Here is a 14,459-nt window from a genome sequence, read left to right as displayed (position 1 = left end):
CCGGAGTCGCAGTCGCAGTCCTCATCGCCCCGGTCACCGTCGCCGTCACCGTCACCGTCGTCCGTGTCCATGAGCGTGCTGCTCGCGTCGTGCGCGGCGGCCTCGGCCGTGTCCACTCCGCCGCGGGAGCCTTCGGCGGTCGCGACGGCGCAGGCCGCCGCCGCGGCGAGGGAGCTCGAACGGCAGCGCGACGCCGCCTGAATCCGAGACGACGGGCCGGCGGGTTACGGAACCGTCCGGAACGGTCCGGAACCGTTCGTCGGGTTACGGGACCGGTCGGCGGGCTGTTGGGCCGGCGGGCTGTCGGGCTAGGGAACGACGACCACGACAGAGCCGACCGTCGCGAACGTCCATACCGCGTTTCCGTCCGCCACCTTCATCCTGACCCCGCCCGTCTTCAGCGTCGGGTCGGGGCTGGACACCGTGCCGTCCACGGCCGCGCTGAAGCCGATCGACACATCGTTGACGGTCGTGAACCGTACGACGTGCTCGACCCGGACCCCGTCCGAGCCCGTGACCGCGCCGGAACGCGAGGTCACGCGGTAGGAGCCGGGCAGTGGGCTGACCGTGCTCGGCATGACGGCGAAGCTGCGCGTCGCCTGCTCGTTCTGGTTGACCAGCCACACCCGGCGCTGGGCCAGCGCGTACACGACCCGTGCGCCGGTGCCCGAGTCCGCGGGGATCGCCAGCGAGTTCTTCTTCTTCTGCGCGGGGGCGCCGCCCGAGGCGGGAGGAGAGGCGGACGGCGCGGTGGCGGGCTTCCCGAGGGTCTCGTCGGGAACGTTCGCGGACGCCTGGTAGGCGAGGAAGCCGACCACGGCGATGGCCGCCGCGGTGAGCCCGGCCACGATTCCCGAGCTGCTCCTGGACACCTTGATCCACCTCTCGTACGTATGACTCCGTGGTGACGGTAGCAGCAGCAGGGTGACGGGACGGGGCGCCGTGCCTTGGGCGTCGGAGCCGTAGGCTGTTTGCGTGCTTCTGCTCGCCGTTGATACCGCCACGCCCGCCGTCACCGTCGCTCTCCACGACGGCACCTCCGTCCTGGCCGCGGAGAGTCAGGTCGACGCGCGCCGCCACGGGGAACTGCTTCTCCCCGCCGTCGACCGCGTCCTCGCTGAGGCCGGGCTGAAACTGGACGCCGTGACGGATGTGGTCGTGGGGGTGGGGCCGGGACCGTACACAGGACTGCGTGTCGGGCTGGTCACGGCCCTGACCTTCGGCTCGGCGCTCGGGGTGCCGGTGCACGGGCTCTGCACCCTGGACGGGCTCGCGTACGCCTCCGGGCTGGAAGAGCCGTTCGTGGTGGTGACGGACGCGCGCCGCAAGGAGGTCTACTGGGCGCGGTACGCGGACGCCCGTACGCGGCTGACCGATCCGGCCGTCGACCGGCCCGCCGATATCGTCGGTCATGAGCATGTCGTGGGAGTGCCGGCCGTGGGCGCCGGGGCGCTGCTCTATCCCGATGTGTTCCCGGACGCGCGGGGTCCCGAGCACCAGTCGGCCGCCGCGCTGGCGTCGCTGGCGGCGGAAAGACTCGCGGCGGAGGCCACTGATGCTTCCGGGGCTTCCGGGACTCCTGGGGTAACTGGGGCTTCCGGTGGCGCCGGGGTCGCTGGGGTTGCCGGCGCCGCCGCGGGCTTCCTTCCGGCCCTTCCCTTGTACTTGCGCCGCCCGGACGCGCAGGTGCCCAAGAACTACAAGGTGGTCACCCCGAAGTGACCGATGCGACGGACGCGGCGGCCGAGCACGAGGGCGCGGAAGCCGGGAACGACAAGGCCACGGACGCGACCGAGGAAGCGACGGCGGTCGGCGAAGCGACGGCCGCCGGGGAGACGGCTTCCTCCGTCGTCCTGCGCGAGATGCGCTGGTGGGACATCGAGCCGGTGCTCGCCCTCGAACACGAGCTCTTCCCCGAGGACGCGTGGTCCCCGGCCATGTTCTGGTCGGAACTGGCCCACGCGCGCGGTCCGCGGGCCACCCGCCACTATGTGGTGGCGACCGGGCCGGACGCGACCGGGCCGGACGGGGACGGCGGCCGGATCGTCGGCTACGCCGGACTCGCCGCCGCCGGCGGCCTCGGTGACGTACAGACCATCGCCGCGGCCCGCGACCAGTGGGGCATCGGCCTGGGCTCCCGGCTGCTCACCGATCTGCTCCAGCACGCCACCGCCTTCGAGTGCGAGGAGGTACTGCTGGAAGTGCGGGTCGACAATCTCCGGGCGCAGCGGCTGTACGAGCGGTTCGGCTTCGAGCCGATCGGCTTCCGGCGCGGTTACTACCAGCCGGGCAACGTCGACGCGCTCGTCATGCGCCTCCACATGAAGACCCATCAAGGAACTGAGATCCATGGCTGACGAACCCCTCGTCCTCGGTATCGAGACCTCCTGTGACGAGACGGGGGTCGGCATCGTCCGGGGGACGACGCTCCTCGCCGACGCCGTCGCGTCGAGCGTCGACGAGCACGCGCGCTTCGGCGGCGTGGTGCCGGAGGTCGCCTCCCGCGCGCATCTTGAGGCGATGGTGCCGACGATCGAGCGCGCGCTGAAGGAGGCGGGTGTCTCCGCCCGCGACCTGGACGGCATCGCGGTGACCGCGGGGCCGGGGCTGGCCGGTGCGCTGCTGGTGGGTGTCTCGGCGGCGAAGTCGTACGCGTACGCGCTCGGCAAGCCGCTGTACGGCGTGAACCATCTGGCCTCCCACATCTGTGTCGACCAGTTGGAGCACGGCCCGCTGCCCGAGCCGACGATGGCGCTGCTGGTGAGCGGCGGCCACTCCTCGCTGCTGCTGGCGCCGGACATCACCAGCGATGTACGGCCCCTGGGGGCGACGATCGACGACGCGGCGGGCGAGGCGTTCGACAAGATCGCGCGCGTGCTGCACCTCGGTTTCCCCGGCGGTCCCGTGATCGACCGGCTCGCCAAGGAGGGCGATCCGGCCGCGATCGCGTTTCCGCGCGGGCTGACCGGTCCGCGTGACGCGGCGTACGACTTCTCCTTCTCCGGTCTGAAGACATCGGTGGCCCGCTGGATCGAGGCGAAGCGGAACGCGGGCGAGGAGGTGCCGGTACGGGATGTGGCGGCGTCCTTCCAGGAGGCGGTGGTCGACGTACTGACCCGGAAGGCGGTCCGCGCCTGCCGGGACGAGGGCGTGGACCATCTCATGATCGGCGGCGGGGTCGCGGCCAACTCGCGGCTGCGGGCACTCGCGGCCGAGCGCTGCGAGCGGGCGGGTATCAGACTGCGGGTGCCGCGCCCCGGGCTCTGCACGGACAACGGCGCGATGGTGGCGGCGCTGGGCGCGGAGATGGTGGCGCGCGGCCGGCCGGCGTCGGACTGGGAGCTGTCGGCGGACTCGTCGCTGCCGGTGACGGACCCGCACGTACCGGGCGCGGGCCACGGTGGCAACGGTCACGGCGCCGGTGGTCACCACGGTGGCGGCCATCACCACGATCATCTGCATGAGCTGAGCAAGGACAACCTGTACACGTGAGGCACTCATGACCGTGGCGCTGATGTGGGAGGCGAAGGCGGCCTCCGGCCGGGGCGCGGAGCTGCTGGAATGGGCACGCGCGCAGGACCTCCCGTACGCCCCCCTGCGACGGGAACTCTTCCGCGCCCCCCAGGACCGCGTCCTGGTCATCACCTGGTGGGACGGTCCGTACGACGCCGACGTCCCCGAACTCCCGGATCCCCCCGCGGACTTGACCGCCCGCCCGGTACACCGCTGGCGCTTCGAGTCCGTGACGTAGCACCGGCATGGGCGGAGGACGAGGACGCGCCGGGGATGAGCCGGGAAGGCTTCTCGGAAGAAGATCCCGGCGTGTGTCGATCCAGGCGTCTTCCGTTCGACGTAAAGGTGAGAGGCGGGAACAAGCCCCCGCCGCCCACCGATACCGACGGTACCGAGACCGAGGAGTCACCATGCCGCGCTTTCTGTCCATCATCAGCACCGACGAGAAGAACGCGCCCGCGGGCGGGCCGAGCCCTGAGCTGATGCGGCGGATGGGTCAGCTGATCGAGGAGATGACCAAGGCGGGGGTGCTGCTCGACACCGCCGGGCTGACGCCGTCCGCGGGCGGTGTGCGCTTCCGCCAGACCGGAGGGAGGCTCGCGGTCACCGACGGTCCGTTCACCGAGGCCAAGGAGGTCATCGGTGGGTACGCGATCGTGCAGGCGAAGGACAAGGAACAGGCCATGGAGTGGACCCGGCGCTTCGTGGACATCCACGAGGAGGAGTACGACCTCACCGTCGAGCTCCGCGAGATCGCCGAGCCGTAGGCCCGGTCCGTGTCCGGCCGCATCGCCGCGTCTCACCGGGCGACGGCCATACCGAAGGGCACCGGGCCCAGGGTACGGACGAGGCCGCCGACCATCAGCACGAACGCCTCGGGTCCCCGGGCGGTCTCCACACCGCCGAGGTCGATGATCCACCCCGTCGGCCAGCCCAGTTCGGCGAGCAGCGCGCCGGCGGTCTTCTTGGCGCCGGCGTCGTTCCCGGACAGGAAGGCAGCGGGCGGAACGGCCAGTTCCGCCGGATCGGCCATGACCGATGAGTGCATCGTGTTGAGGGTCTTCACCACGTGTACGAGGGGCAGCGCGCGCTGAATCTCCTCGGCGAGGCTGCCGCCCGGATACAGGAGCGCCGACGCGAAGCCGTCGGAGTCGAACGCGGTGGCGTTGGCGACGTCGACCAGGACCTTGCCCGTCAGCTCCGCCGTGAGGCCGGTGAGCACCTTCACCGAGGCGTGGCCGGGTGTGGCGTTGACGACCACCTCGGCGGAGTCGGCCGCATTCGCCGGATCGGTGACACGTATCCCGGGGCGTACGCCGGGACGTGTCGCGGGGCGTATCCCGGGACGCATCCCGGGAGCCGCGCCGGGACGCGTCCCGAAGGCGTTCCAGTCGGTGGCGGTCCGCTGCGGGGCGCGGGAGCCCACGATGACCTCGTTGCCCGCGTCCCGCAGTTTGACCGCGAGGGCTCGGGCCACATTGCCGGAGCCGAGGATGGCGATCTTCGTCATGGTCTGTTCCGCTCCTTGTTCGCTCATGAGCGAAGTTAGGCGGCGCTACCGTTGAGCGGCAGTACGCACTTCAAGGTGGCCGGCGCACGCGAAGGGATGCCATGACGACTCGTACCGCCGCTCAACGACACGCGGAGGCCCGCGTCTCGCACCGAGCCCGGTTCGCCGACTGCCCGACCAACCGGCTGCTCGACCGCATCGGCGAGAAGTGGGTCGCTCTCATCCTCAAGGAACTGGCCGGCGGCCCGCGACGCTACGGCGAGCTGGCCCGTACGATCGCGGGGGCGAGCCAGAAGATGCTCACGCAGACCCTGCGCCGCCTGGAACGGGACGGCCTGCTCACCCGCACCGTCACCCCGGCCGTACCGGCACGCGTGGACTACGCGCTCACCCCACTGGGACAGAGCCTGATGCCCGTCATGCAAGCCATGACGCGATGGGCCGAGCAGAACATGAACCAGATAGACGCCGCGCGCGAGGAGTACGACGCGTACGACACTCAGCGGCGCTGAACTCCTCGTTTGGGTGTGCCGAGGGTGCGGTTGAAGGTGGGGGAGGGGTGGGGGACGGGTGAAGGTGGGGGTGTTGGGTGCGGGTCAGGGCCGAGGGGTAGTCGGGGTGGGCCGGGTGGTTTCGTGCCACGTGGGGCCGCCCCTCTGGGTTTGATTGTGGCGGGGGCGGGCCGGGCGTCAAGGGCGCTCCTTCGTCGCGTCGGCTGCGCCGATTCCGCTGCGCTCCACCCTTGACCCCCGTCCCGCCCCCGCTGGTACTGCTGGTGGGAGGGGCGGCCGGGGGGAGGGGTCCCCGGGGGGCTGAGTTGGGGGTGCTGGTTTCTTTCCCGGCCTGCGGCCCGGTGGGTGGTCTGCGCGGTAGTGGTGTGGGGCGGCCCGGCACCGGCTCAGCGACTGACCGTCCGTTGTCTGCTGGGGTTCAGTCCCATGTCTGGGATTCGTGATCAGGTGGCACCCCAAGCGCCAGCCGGACGGGCCCGCGCCCAGTCGGTCCTTTTCTGCGGTCGCGGACCTGTTGGGACGCTTCTCGCGTCACCAGGACGCAGGAGACCTCCGAAGGACGTCGCCGGACCCGTCGCCGTCCAGTTCTGCGGTAAATGGGCTCAACAAGCCCCATAGATGTCCCATATGAACCTATTTGGAAGGGGGTTGGGGAGTGCTGTGGGGCGGTCGTGTGTCCTCAGGTGCGTTAGGCGGGTCCCTGAGCGCAAAGAGGCCTTCAACTGGCCCATCAGCGCCCGTCACGGACACACCCACCCCACCAACCGCCCAGCCCAGGCATGGGACTGAACCCCAACAGGCAGCGGACGGTCTGTCGCTGAGCCGGTGTCGTCACCGCCCCATTCCACTGCCGCGTACTACCACCCACCGGGCCGCAGGCCGGGGAGGAAACCAGCACCCCCAACTCAGCCCCCCGGGGACCCCTTCCCCCGGGCCGCCCCTCCCACTGATCCGCACTTGCGATGGAGGGACGGGGGTCAAGGGTGGAGCGGAGCGGAATCGGCTTGCCGACGCGACGGAGGAGCGCCCTTGACGCCCGGCCCGGAGTCGCGAAACTCAAAGCCAGAGGGGCGGCCCCCGCGTGGCACGGGACCTACCGGTCCACCCCGACTACCCCTCGGTCCGTACCGGAAGACAGCCCCCCGGCACATCGCGAAGGCCGTCTTGCCGTCTTGCCGTGTGCCATGGCCGTCTACGGCCACAGCATCTGCTTCGTCCATCCATCGGCGCCGGTGGAGGCCCGGTAGACGAGGCGGGTGTGGCGCCGTTGCTTGTCGCCCTGCCAGAACTCGACCGACTCCGGGCGCAGCGAGTACAGCGTCCAGCTCGGGGACACGAGAGTGGGCTGGTTCTCGATCCGGGCGAGTGACTCCTTGACGGCGGTGTCGCGTTCGGCCAGGTCGCCCAGTGGCTGCGACTGGCGGCCGAGCAGGGCTTCCGCGCGGGCACCCGCTCCCCGGGCCAGGAAGTCCACGGCGGACCGTTCCGGGGTCGCGCGCTCCACCGGGCCGCGTACCCGTATCTGACGGGCGAGCGGTGCCCAGTAGAAGGTCAGGGCCGCGTAGGGACGCGCGGTGAGGTCACGGCCCTTGGCACTGCCGGAGTCCGAGGCGAACTGCCAGCCCGCCGGGCTCACGTCCTTGAGGATGAGGACGCGGGCGGTCGGGTCGCCGCTCGCGTCCGCCGTCGCCAGCGTCATGGCGTGCGGCTCGCGCACCCCCGCCCGTATCGCGTCGAGCAGCCACTCGGTGAAGAGTTCGACCGGACTCTCCGGTGCCTCCGAGGGATCGAATCCGGGCAGCTCACCCGTGAAGACCTCGATGTCCCGCAGCATTTGTCGCACGTCGACACCACCGGTCACTGTTCCACTCCTTCAGCCGTGATCGCCCTGGGTGGAACCCATCGCCACGGCAGTGGCAACCATACGTACCGGAGCTGGCTCCGCGCCACGGTCGGCAGGTCCGTCGCCCTCGCCTCGATGGGCAGGGCGCTGTCGCGGCTCGGTGCGCCCAGGGGGTGTCTCTCGGGTCGCTGGACGTCTGTGGTCGCCCGCGCCGAAAGGCACCCCCTGGCCCCCGTATCCCCCCTCAAGTTCCGTTCGGGTTCGCCCGGAACCTGTGTGAACAGCTTGCTGGCGGGGGCGCGGGGGCGGCAAATCATTTCGGCCTCGGCCGAAGTGCCTGTCGTGAAGCGGACTTGTCGTGGTGCGGGTGGGACTGAAGAGTTGGACGCCCTGGTCATTGTGGGACCGGGGGTACAGGGAGGCCTCGCGTGCTGCGGATTCACTTCACGTCCGAAGATCTCGTCAGAACACGGATCTCGACCACGTGGGGGCCTCTGGGCGAGACCTTCTTCGGTCTGATGACCTTGCAGCAGCCCAACGCCGGCGCGATGTTCGGGGGATGGCGCCGGCGGGCGGAACACGAATCCGTCGCCCCCGCCCACCCCGCCTCGGAGCTCTTCCGCGAAGCGGCTCTCGATCTGTTCACCGTCACCGGGCAGGCGGAGTCGGTGGACGCCGGACTGGAAGCGCTGCGCGCGGCCAGTCCCGATCACGTTCAGGCCGAGCTGGTCAGCGCCGTCGAGAGCCGTGCCCACTACTGGGACCGTACGACCCCCTGGGCCGGTACGGCCTGGGGCGATCCCGCGCATGACCGCGACGACCGGCGGGAGCTGGTCGACTTCCTCGCGGATTTCCACCGCGTCGCCGTGGCCCCCTACTGGCCACGGATCGAGGCGCGTCTGCGGGCCGAGCACACCGGCCATGCCCGTACCTTCGCCGAACACGGCGTGGAGGCGATGCTCGCGGGACTGCCGCCCGGCTTCCGCTGGCGTTCCCCCGTACTGGAGATCGGTCGCGGACCGGTGGTCGGGGACGTCAAGCTGGACGGCCGTGGGCTGCTGCTGGTGCCTTCCGCGTTCTGCCGGACCAGAGCCATGACGTACAACAGCCTGGTCGACGACCAGAGCCCCGTGATCCTGTTCATGCCCGTGGTACGTACGGTCTCCGACGCCGCCGCGCTGCTGACCGTACCGGGGAGCGGGACCCTGAAGAGGCTCGTGGCCCTCCTCGGGCGCACCCGTGCCCACGCCCTCGACGCCATCAGCCACGGTCCGTGCACCACCGGGAAGCTCGCCGAGCGGCTCGCCGCCTCTCCGGCGACTGCCAGTGAGCACGCGACGGTCCTGCGCGAGGCCGGGCTCATCGCCACCACCCGTCACGGCAGCGCCGTCCTCCACGCACTGACGCCGCTCGGCGAAGCACTGCTGAACGGTGAGAGCGCAACCTCAGGGCGCGGTGTTTGAGCACGCCGTCTGAGCACGCCGTCTGAGCTGTGAGCTGTGAGCTGTGAGCTTTGCGCTTTGAGCTGTGAGCTTGGGGACTCGGGACTCGGGACACGAGCCCTTCACCCCTTCATCGGTCGCTATCGGTCGCTCTTTCCCGTCGGCGGTCCGCCGGGGTTCCTCAGCAGGCGTTCCATGTGGTCGAAGCGTTCGCGCAGTGCGCGCAGGTCTTCCGAGACCTCCGCCTTGCCCTCGTGTTCGGCGTGCTCCAGGGTCTGGGCGAGGTGGCGCATGCGGTGGACGGCGCTGCTGACGAACCAGGTGGCCAGGGACGCGGTGACGATGCTGAAGACGGAGATTCCGACGAGCATCACCACACAGGCGATGACCCGCCCCCACGGGGTGACCGGATACATGTCCCCGTAACCGACGGTGGTGGCGGTCTCGACGGACCACCACAGGGCGCGGGGGAAGGACGTGATCGTCGCGCGGGAGGCCGATGCCTCGACCGGGACGATGATCCATGAGCCGACCAGCAGGACGAGCACCAGCAGCAGGGTGGCCCAGACGGCGGCCTTCACATGGAGCCGCTGCCAGGGTTCACCTCTCAGCAGCCGTTTCAGCAGGTATGTGAAGGAGATCGGCGGCATGGTCCCGAAGCTACTGGCGGCCGGCGGGTGCGCCCTCCCCGACACTCGCAGGGCCCGGCCCGGACGCTCCGCGCACGCGCACCCCGCCGCGTCGTCCAAGCCCCGCCCCGTTACTCTCGGCCGGGTGATCAGCAAGGTCAGCGTGGCCGACCGTACGCGCGTGCCCCCGCCCCCGCCGCCCCCGCATCTGCGTTCCTGGCCCGACCGTGAGGCCCTGCTCGCCGACCGCGCCGACGCCATGGCCGCGCTCACCGGACGGCGGCTCGGGATGGGGCGGCTGGTGCTGCTCTGGCTGACCGGGGCGGTCGCCGCGCTTGGCTGGGCCTCCGTGGGGCTGGCGGTCCAGAACTTCGAGCAGGGCGGGCTCGGCGCGATGACCGGGCTGCTGGCGCTCGCCCTCGGGTCGGTCCTGCTGATACCCGCCGGGGTCGCGCTCGGGTTCTGGCTGGATCGCGGCCGTACGGTACGGGAGCGGCTGGAGGCCTGGGCCGAACTCGATCGGGACCCCGCCTCGGACATACGGGTACGGGCGCACCGACGGAGCGTGACGTGGCTGCTGCCGTCCGTGGTCCTCTGTGCGGTGGGGGTGTGGGCGACGGGCGTCGCCTGGGCCGGAATGGCGCCGGGACCCGGGTCCCGCACCGTGGGTGAGACGGTCTACGCGCTGGGTCTCTCGGTCACGGTCCTGGTGACGGGGATTCTGGGCGCTGTCCAGTCGTACGGGCATCAGGCCTGGTCAGGGCGATTGACGAGCCCGCTACCGGTACGCAGAGGCGGGGGCGTCCATCGCTGAGACCGTTCTTGCGGTGTCCGTCCTATGCTGAAGAGAGAACGTGCTGAAGAGAGAACGCGTGCGCCATTCAGGGTGAAGGGGCGGCGGATGGAATGGCTCTGGTGGATTTTCGTCTTCTTCATCGTCGGCGGCTTCGGATGGATCGCCGACACAGGCCGTACCGCGCTCAGGACCCGGCACGAGCGCAGACTTGAGCTCTACGAGCTGGAGGAGAAGGAACGGCTGGCCCTGGAGCAGGCCCACAAGCCCCCGGAGCCCGTCTGCGGCTGTACGCACCATCTCGCCAAGCATGACAAGCGGGGCAAGTGCCACGAGGACGTCGAGGTGGCGACGGAGTGGGACGAGAACAGGAAGCCCCTGCGGTACGAGCGCAGGCAGTGCAACTGCCAGCAGTACGTCGGCCCGCAGCCGCTCTCGCAGATCTACGCGGATGAACTGACCGACCTCCAGTAGCTCTAGGCCTCCAGTAGCTTTACGGTCGCCACGCGTCCACCGGATGCCCGAGCAGCATGGTCGGGGCGCCCGCGACCCGGGTCAGGAAGACCGTCGCCGCGTGCGGGCCTTTGAGTTTCAGACGCCGGCGCAGTTCCTCCGGCTCCACCGCCGAGCCGCGCTTCTTCACCGTCAGGACGCCGACTTCGCGTTCGCGCAGCAGGGCCTTGAGTTTCTTGAGGCCGAAGGGGAGTTCATCGGTGATCTCGTAGGCGGTGGCGTACGGGGTGGGGCGCGCTTCGTCGGCCGTGATGTACGCGATCGTCTCGTCGAGCAGTCCGCCGTCCAGCTCCTCGGCCACCTCGGCGACCAGATGGGCGCGGATGACGGCGCCGTCGGGCTCGTACAGGAAACGGCCGGTCCCGCGGACGGGCGGGTCGGGCAGCCCGCGGCCGGTGAGGGTCACCGCGGTGGGCGGGCCGGGGGAACGGCCGGGGGGACGGCCGGGCGTGAGCAGGGTGGCGCGGCGGCTGCCGGGGGTGACGGAACCGGGCGTTCCGCCGTGCCAGAGCACCGCCTCCTTGACATCACCGCCGTCCGAGATCCACTCGGCCTCGAAGTCGTCGGGGATGAGCTCGTGCGGAATGCCGGGCGCGATCTTGACCGCGCCCGTGCCGGCGCCGCGTACCGCGTCGACGGCCCACGACAGGGGCGGTGAGTACGCCTCCGGGTCGAAGATCCTGCCCCGGCCGCCGCGCCGTGCGGGGTCGATGAACAGCGTCCGCGCCCCCGTCAGGTCGTACTCCAGGACATCCGCCCGTGTCACCGTCATCGGCGGGGCGGCCGGGGCCAGCGTGCGCACATTCTCGGCGGCGATCTCGCAGGTCAGCGGGTCGAGATCGACGGCGGTCACGGTGAAGCCCGCGCGCGCCAGCTCGATCGCGTCACCGCCGACGCCGCAGCACAGGTCCGTGATCCGGAGTCCGGGCGCGAGCGCGCGGAACCGCCCGGCGCGGTACGCGGCGACGGTGCCGCGCGTGGCCTGCTCGATCCCGTTCGGCGTGAAGTACATGCGGTACGCGTCCGCGGCGCCGAACTTCGCCACCCCGCGCTGACGCAGCCGCGCCTGGGCCAGCGCCGCCGAGACCAGCTCCGCCGGGTGCTCGCGGCGCAGCCGGGTGGCGAGGGCGAGTTCCGCGGCCGGGTCGTGGTCGCGCAGCTCGGCGAGGAGCGCCTGGCCGTCGGCGGAGAGCAGCGGCCCGAGAAGGGGGAGCGGGGGCGGGGCGGGGGCGGGTGAGGGAGCGGGACGGGAAGGCGCGCGGTCGGTCACCTGATCCATTGTGAGCCAGCCGGGGGATGGTGCGCGCCGGGGCGGCGGTGTCGGCCGGGCGCGGGGGCCGCGCGCTGACAGGATGCGACACCATGCAACTAGTACGACAAAAAGAAGAAATGATGGCAAAGGCGATGACTACGGCGAAGGGGGACGGGAGCGGCAGGGGCGGGAGTGACGGGGGCGGGGGCGGCGCCGACGGGAGCGTCAGGAGGAGCGGGCGCGGACGGCGCGGACGCGCGGTGGCGGCGGCGCTGCTCGTCGGCGTGATCGGTTCGGGATGCGCCGGCGGCGCCGGTGAGGTGCCGAAACCCGCGGCCGGGTACCCGGGCGGGCCGGGTCTGCCGGGCGGGCCGGGGCACGGTGCCCCGGGGGAGGCCCAGAAGGAGGCCCCGGCCGGGATGATCGCCGGTTACGCCGACAACCTCCGCCGCAACCAGGCGGCCCGTGCGATCGCGGCCAAGAAGTGGGGGCTCAGTGCCACCCCGCTGCCCGCGCCCCGGCCGCCGGCCGTGAAGCCGGCCATCACCACCCGCGAGGGCTTCGAGGTCCAGGACAGCGAGGATCTGCCGCCGATCTTCACCACCGTCCCGACCAAGGACAAGGTCGTCTTCCTGACCATCGACGACGGTGTGGAGAAGGACCCCGAGCTGCTGCGGATGATGAGCGAGCTGAAGATCCCGTACACCGCGTTCCTCAGCGACTACGTCATCAACAGCGACTACGACTACTTCAGGAAGATGCGGGACAACGGGGTGACGCTGAACAATCACACCCTCAACCACCCCTATATGCCCGGGTTGTCCTACGACGAGCAGAGGCGGGAGATCTGCGGCCAGCAGGACAAGCTCCAGCAGCGCTACGGACACCGGCCCACGCTCTTCCGGCCGCCGTTCGGCAACTACAACCGCGACACGCTGGTCGCCGCCAAGGAGTGCGGTGTGAAGGCCGCGCCCCTCTGGGCGTCGGAGGCGTTTCCCGACCATATGGAGTGGCGTGAGTGGGACAAGGACATGCACCCCGGGGACATCATCCTCACCCACTTCCGCGGTCCCGAGGAGTGGGCGGGCTCCATGCCCGACATGATCCGCCAGGTGATGAAGGTGATCACGGACAAGGGTTACGCCGTGGGCAAGCTGGAGGACTACGTATGACACCGGGGGAGTACCTATGAGGCTCGGGGAGGACGCGTGCGGACCGGTCGCCCCGGTCGCCCCGGCCCCGGCCGCCCCGTCGGGCGGGGCGCGTACGCGCGGGGCCGCGGGGGGCCGTATGAGAGCCGAGTACCGGCTGCTGGCCGGTGCGCTGGCGGCCGGCGCGCTCATCACCGCCACCGCCGGCTGCGCGCAGTCGTCCGATCCGGTGGACCCGATCGAACGGCTCGGCCGCAAGGCGGCGCAGAAGGTCGGCCCGCACGCCCCGCCCGCGGCGTCGGGGGTGGACGGCGGGCCCGGCGCCGTACGGCTCGCTCCGCAGCCCCGGGAGATGTGCCCGGGGGAGGAGCGGCCCGCCCGGGACCTGGAGCCGGGCGGCGGTCCCGGCGGCGGTCCGGGCGGCGGCCTCGGCGTGAACGCGCGAGCCCAGCTGTGAGTCCGGGCCTGGCGGTGAGCACCGGACTCTGACCTGGCTGTGAGCGCCGGACTCTGACCTGGCTGTGAGCGCCGGACCCCGCGCGAGCTCTGGGGTCCGGCCGCCTGCGCTGGGGTTCCGGCCTGGGGTCCGGCCGCGTGCGCCGGCGCTCGGGCGTGCGCGGCGGGCCCCCGGCGGATGCCCGTCCGGCCGCGCGCGCCGTCCACAGGCGTGTGCGCTGTTCGTACAGTCGTACGGAATTCAGAGCCCGGCACGCCCGTTTCCGTATCGAGACGGAACCGCCACGCCGGGCCGTATTGGCACTCCGCTTGACCGAGTGCTAATCGCGGTCATAGTCTCGGGTCTGGCACTCCCCACTGGAGAGTGCCAAAGCGCGACTGGCAGGTCCGGCACCCGCGACGACGGATCGACCTGGTCGCCACCCTCAGACAGTTAACCCCGTGAGATCTCCGAAGGGGGAGGTCGGATCGTGACGACCGCCAGCACCAAGGTTGCCATCAAGCCGCTCGAGGACCGCATTGTGGTCCAGCCGCTCGACGCCGAGCAGACCACGGCCTCTGGCCTGGTTATCCCGGACACCGCCAAGGAGAAGCCCCAGGAGGGCGTCGTCCTGGCTGTCGGTCCGGGCCGTTTCGAGAACGGCGAGCGGCTCCCGCTCGACGTTTCCGTCGGCGACGTCGTTCTGTACAGCAAGTACGGCGGCACCGAGGTGAAGTACAGCGGCGAGGAGTACCTCGTCCTCTCGGCTCGCGACGTGCTCGCGATCATCGAGAAGTAATCACCCACGTTCGAGTTTGCTTGTGAACCGCGCCCCTGGCCGCCCTGCGATTGCCGGGCGGACAGG

The 14,459-nt window shown here is 71.0% G+C and carries 18 protein-coding genes; 13 read left to right on the top strand and 5 right to left on the bottom strand.

The genetic code is table 11. From position 1 onward, the window contains the following. The first annotated feature begins 69 nt into the window (after positions 1-69). Positions 70-201 (top strand): hypothetical protein, encoded by a 132-nt coding sequence (locus ACWGDX_RS24775; RefSeq protein WP_453628887.1) that lies wholly within the window; start codon positions 70-72, stop codon positions 199-201. Positions 202-308: 107 nt separating this feature from the next. Here the strand turns inward: ACWGDX_RS24775 and ACWGDX_RS24770 are convergent, their stop codons facing one another. Further along, positions 309-872 (bottom strand): hypothetical protein, encoded by a 564-nt coding sequence (locus ACWGDX_RS24770; RefSeq protein WP_363082531.1) that lies wholly within the window; start codon positions 870-872, stop codon positions 309-311. A gap of 103 nt (positions 873-975) precedes the next feature. Here ACWGDX_RS24770 and tsaB point away from each other — a divergent pair, with 103 nt between their 5' ends. The 5 genes from tsaB (at position 976) to ACWGDX_RS24745 (ending at position 4,280) form a co-directional block, all read left to right on the top strand. Further along, positions 976-1,722: a tRNA (adenosine(37)-N6)-threonylcarbamoyltransferase complex dimerization subunit type 1 TsaB gene (gene tsaB, locus ACWGDX_RS24765; RefSeq protein ID WP_453628885.1), complete on the top strand. Its 747-nt coding sequence runs from the start codon at positions 976-978 to the stop codon at positions 1,720-1,722. 140 nt (positions 1,723-1,862) lie between these two features. After that, the gene (gene rimI, locus ACWGDX_RS24760) at positions 1,863-2,357 is read left to right on the top strand and encodes a ribosomal protein S18-alanine N-acetyltransferase (protein ID WP_453628958.1); all 495 of its coding nucleotides are present in this window, start codon (positions 1,863-1,865) and stop codon (positions 2,355-2,357) included. Further along, positions 2,350-3,492: a tRNA (adenosine(37)-N6)-threonylcarbamoyltransferase complex transferase subunit TsaD gene (tsaD, locus tag ACWGDX_RS24755; protein ID WP_453628883.1), complete on the top strand. Its 1,143-nt coding sequence runs from the start codon at positions 2,350-2,352 to the stop codon at positions 3,490-3,492. Before rimI ends, tsaD begins: the two co-directional genes overlap by 8 nt. A gap of 7 nt (positions 3,493-3,499) precedes the next feature. Next, positions 3,500-3,751 carry a hypothetical protein gene (locus tag ACWGDX_RS24750; RefSeq protein ID WP_363082528.1) on the top strand — a complete coding sequence of 84 codons (252 nt, stop codon included), beginning with the start codon at positions 3,500-3,502 and terminating at the stop codon, positions 3,749-3,751. A gap of 172 nt (positions 3,752-3,923) precedes the next feature. After that, entirely contained in the window at positions 3,924-4,280 is a 357-nt protein-coding gene (locus ACWGDX_RS24745; RefSeq protein ID WP_453628882.1) for a YciI family protein, read from the top strand. A 32-nt stretch (positions 4,281-4,312) separates the two neighbouring features. Here the strand turns inward: ACWGDX_RS24745 and ACWGDX_RS24740 are convergent, their stop codons facing one another. Then, positions 4,313-5,023 (bottom strand): NADPH-dependent F420 reductase, encoded by a 711-nt coding sequence (locus tag ACWGDX_RS24740; RefSeq protein WP_453628880.1) that lies wholly within the window; start codon positions 5,021-5,023, stop codon positions 4,313-4,315. 101 nt (positions 5,024-5,124) lie between these two features. Between ACWGDX_RS24740 and ACWGDX_RS24735 the strand changes: the two genes are divergently transcribed. Then, positions 5,125-5,535: a winged helix-turn-helix transcriptional regulator gene (locus tag ACWGDX_RS24735; RefSeq protein ID WP_453628878.1), complete on the top strand. Its 411-nt coding sequence runs from the start codon at positions 5,125-5,127 to the stop codon at positions 5,533-5,535. A 1,192-nt stretch (positions 5,536-6,727) separates the two neighbouring features. Here the strand turns inward: ACWGDX_RS24735 and ACWGDX_RS24730 are convergent. Continuing rightward, positions 6,728-7,369: a pyridoxine/pyridoxamine 5'-phosphate oxidase gene (locus tag ACWGDX_RS24730; protein WP_453628956.1), complete on the bottom strand. Its 642-nt coding sequence runs from the start codon at positions 7,367-7,369 to the stop codon at positions 6,728-6,730. Positions 7,370-7,806: 437 nt separating this feature from the next. On the opposite strand from ACWGDX_RS24730, the gene ACWGDX_RS24725 reads away from it, so the two are divergent. Next, complete coding sequence (locus ACWGDX_RS24725) at positions 7,807-8,841, top strand: ArsR/SmtB family transcription factor (RefSeq protein ID WP_453628876.1); 1,035 nt, start codon at positions 7,807-7,809, stop codon at positions 8,839-8,841. Between the two features lie 119 nt (positions 8,842-8,960). On the opposite strand, the gene ACWGDX_RS24720 is transcribed toward ACWGDX_RS24725, so the two are convergent. After that, positions 8,961-9,470, bottom strand: a complete 510-nt coding sequence (locus ACWGDX_RS24720; protein WP_453628875.1) for a potassium channel family protein — start codon at positions 9,468-9,470, stop codon at positions 8,961-8,963. On the opposite strand from ACWGDX_RS24720, the gene ACWGDX_RS24715 reads away from it, so the two are divergent. Next, on the top strand, positions 9,469-10,263 hold the full coding sequence (locus ACWGDX_RS24715) for a hypothetical protein (RefSeq protein WP_453628873.1): 795 nt from the start codon (positions 9,469-9,471) through the stop codon (positions 10,261-10,263). The two genes, ACWGDX_RS24720 and ACWGDX_RS24715, sit on opposite strands and share 2 nt — an antisense overlap. 87 nt (positions 10,264-10,350) lie before the next feature. Continuing rightward, positions 10,351-10,716, top strand: a complete 366-nt coding sequence (locus tag ACWGDX_RS24710) for a hypothetical protein (RefSeq protein ID WP_363085065.1) — start codon at positions 10,351-10,353, stop codon at positions 10,714-10,716. A 19-nt stretch (positions 10,717-10,735) separates the two neighbouring features. Here ACWGDX_RS24710 and ACWGDX_RS24705 read toward each other — a convergent pair whose 3' ends face one another. Continuing rightward, on the bottom strand, positions 10,736-12,034 hold the full coding sequence (locus ACWGDX_RS24705; RefSeq protein ID WP_453628871.1) for a class I SAM-dependent methyltransferase: 1,299 nt from the start codon (positions 12,032-12,034) through the stop codon (positions 10,736-10,738). 233 nt (positions 12,035-12,267) lie between these two features. Here ACWGDX_RS24705 and ACWGDX_RS24700 point away from each other — a divergent pair, with 233 nt between their 5' ends. The 3 genes from ACWGDX_RS24700 to groES all read left to right on the top strand — a co-directional run bounded on the left by ACWGDX_RS24700 (position 12,268) and on the right by groES (position 14,393). Next, complete coding sequence (locus ACWGDX_RS24700; RefSeq protein WP_453628954.1) at positions 12,268-13,179, top strand: polysaccharide deacetylase family protein; 912 nt, start codon at positions 12,268-12,270, stop codon at positions 13,177-13,179. Positions 13,180-13,195: 16 nt separating this feature from the next. Beyond that, positions 13,196-13,615, top strand: coding sequence for a hypothetical protein (locus ACWGDX_RS24695; RefSeq protein ID WP_453628869.1), 420 nt, complete (start codon positions 13,196-13,198; stop codon positions 13,613-13,615). 469 nt (positions 13,616-14,084) lie between these two features. Beyond that, a complete protein-coding gene (groES, locus tag ACWGDX_RS24690) occupies positions 14,085-14,393 on the top strand; it encodes a co-chaperone GroES (protein WP_023539274.1) in 309 nt (102 codons plus the stop codon). The last annotated feature ends 66 nt before the right edge of the window (positions 14,394-14,459 follow it).

The organism is Streptomyces sp. NPDC055025 (assembly GCF_053608565.1).
This window is presented reverse-complemented; position numbering and strand designations above follow the sequence as displayed.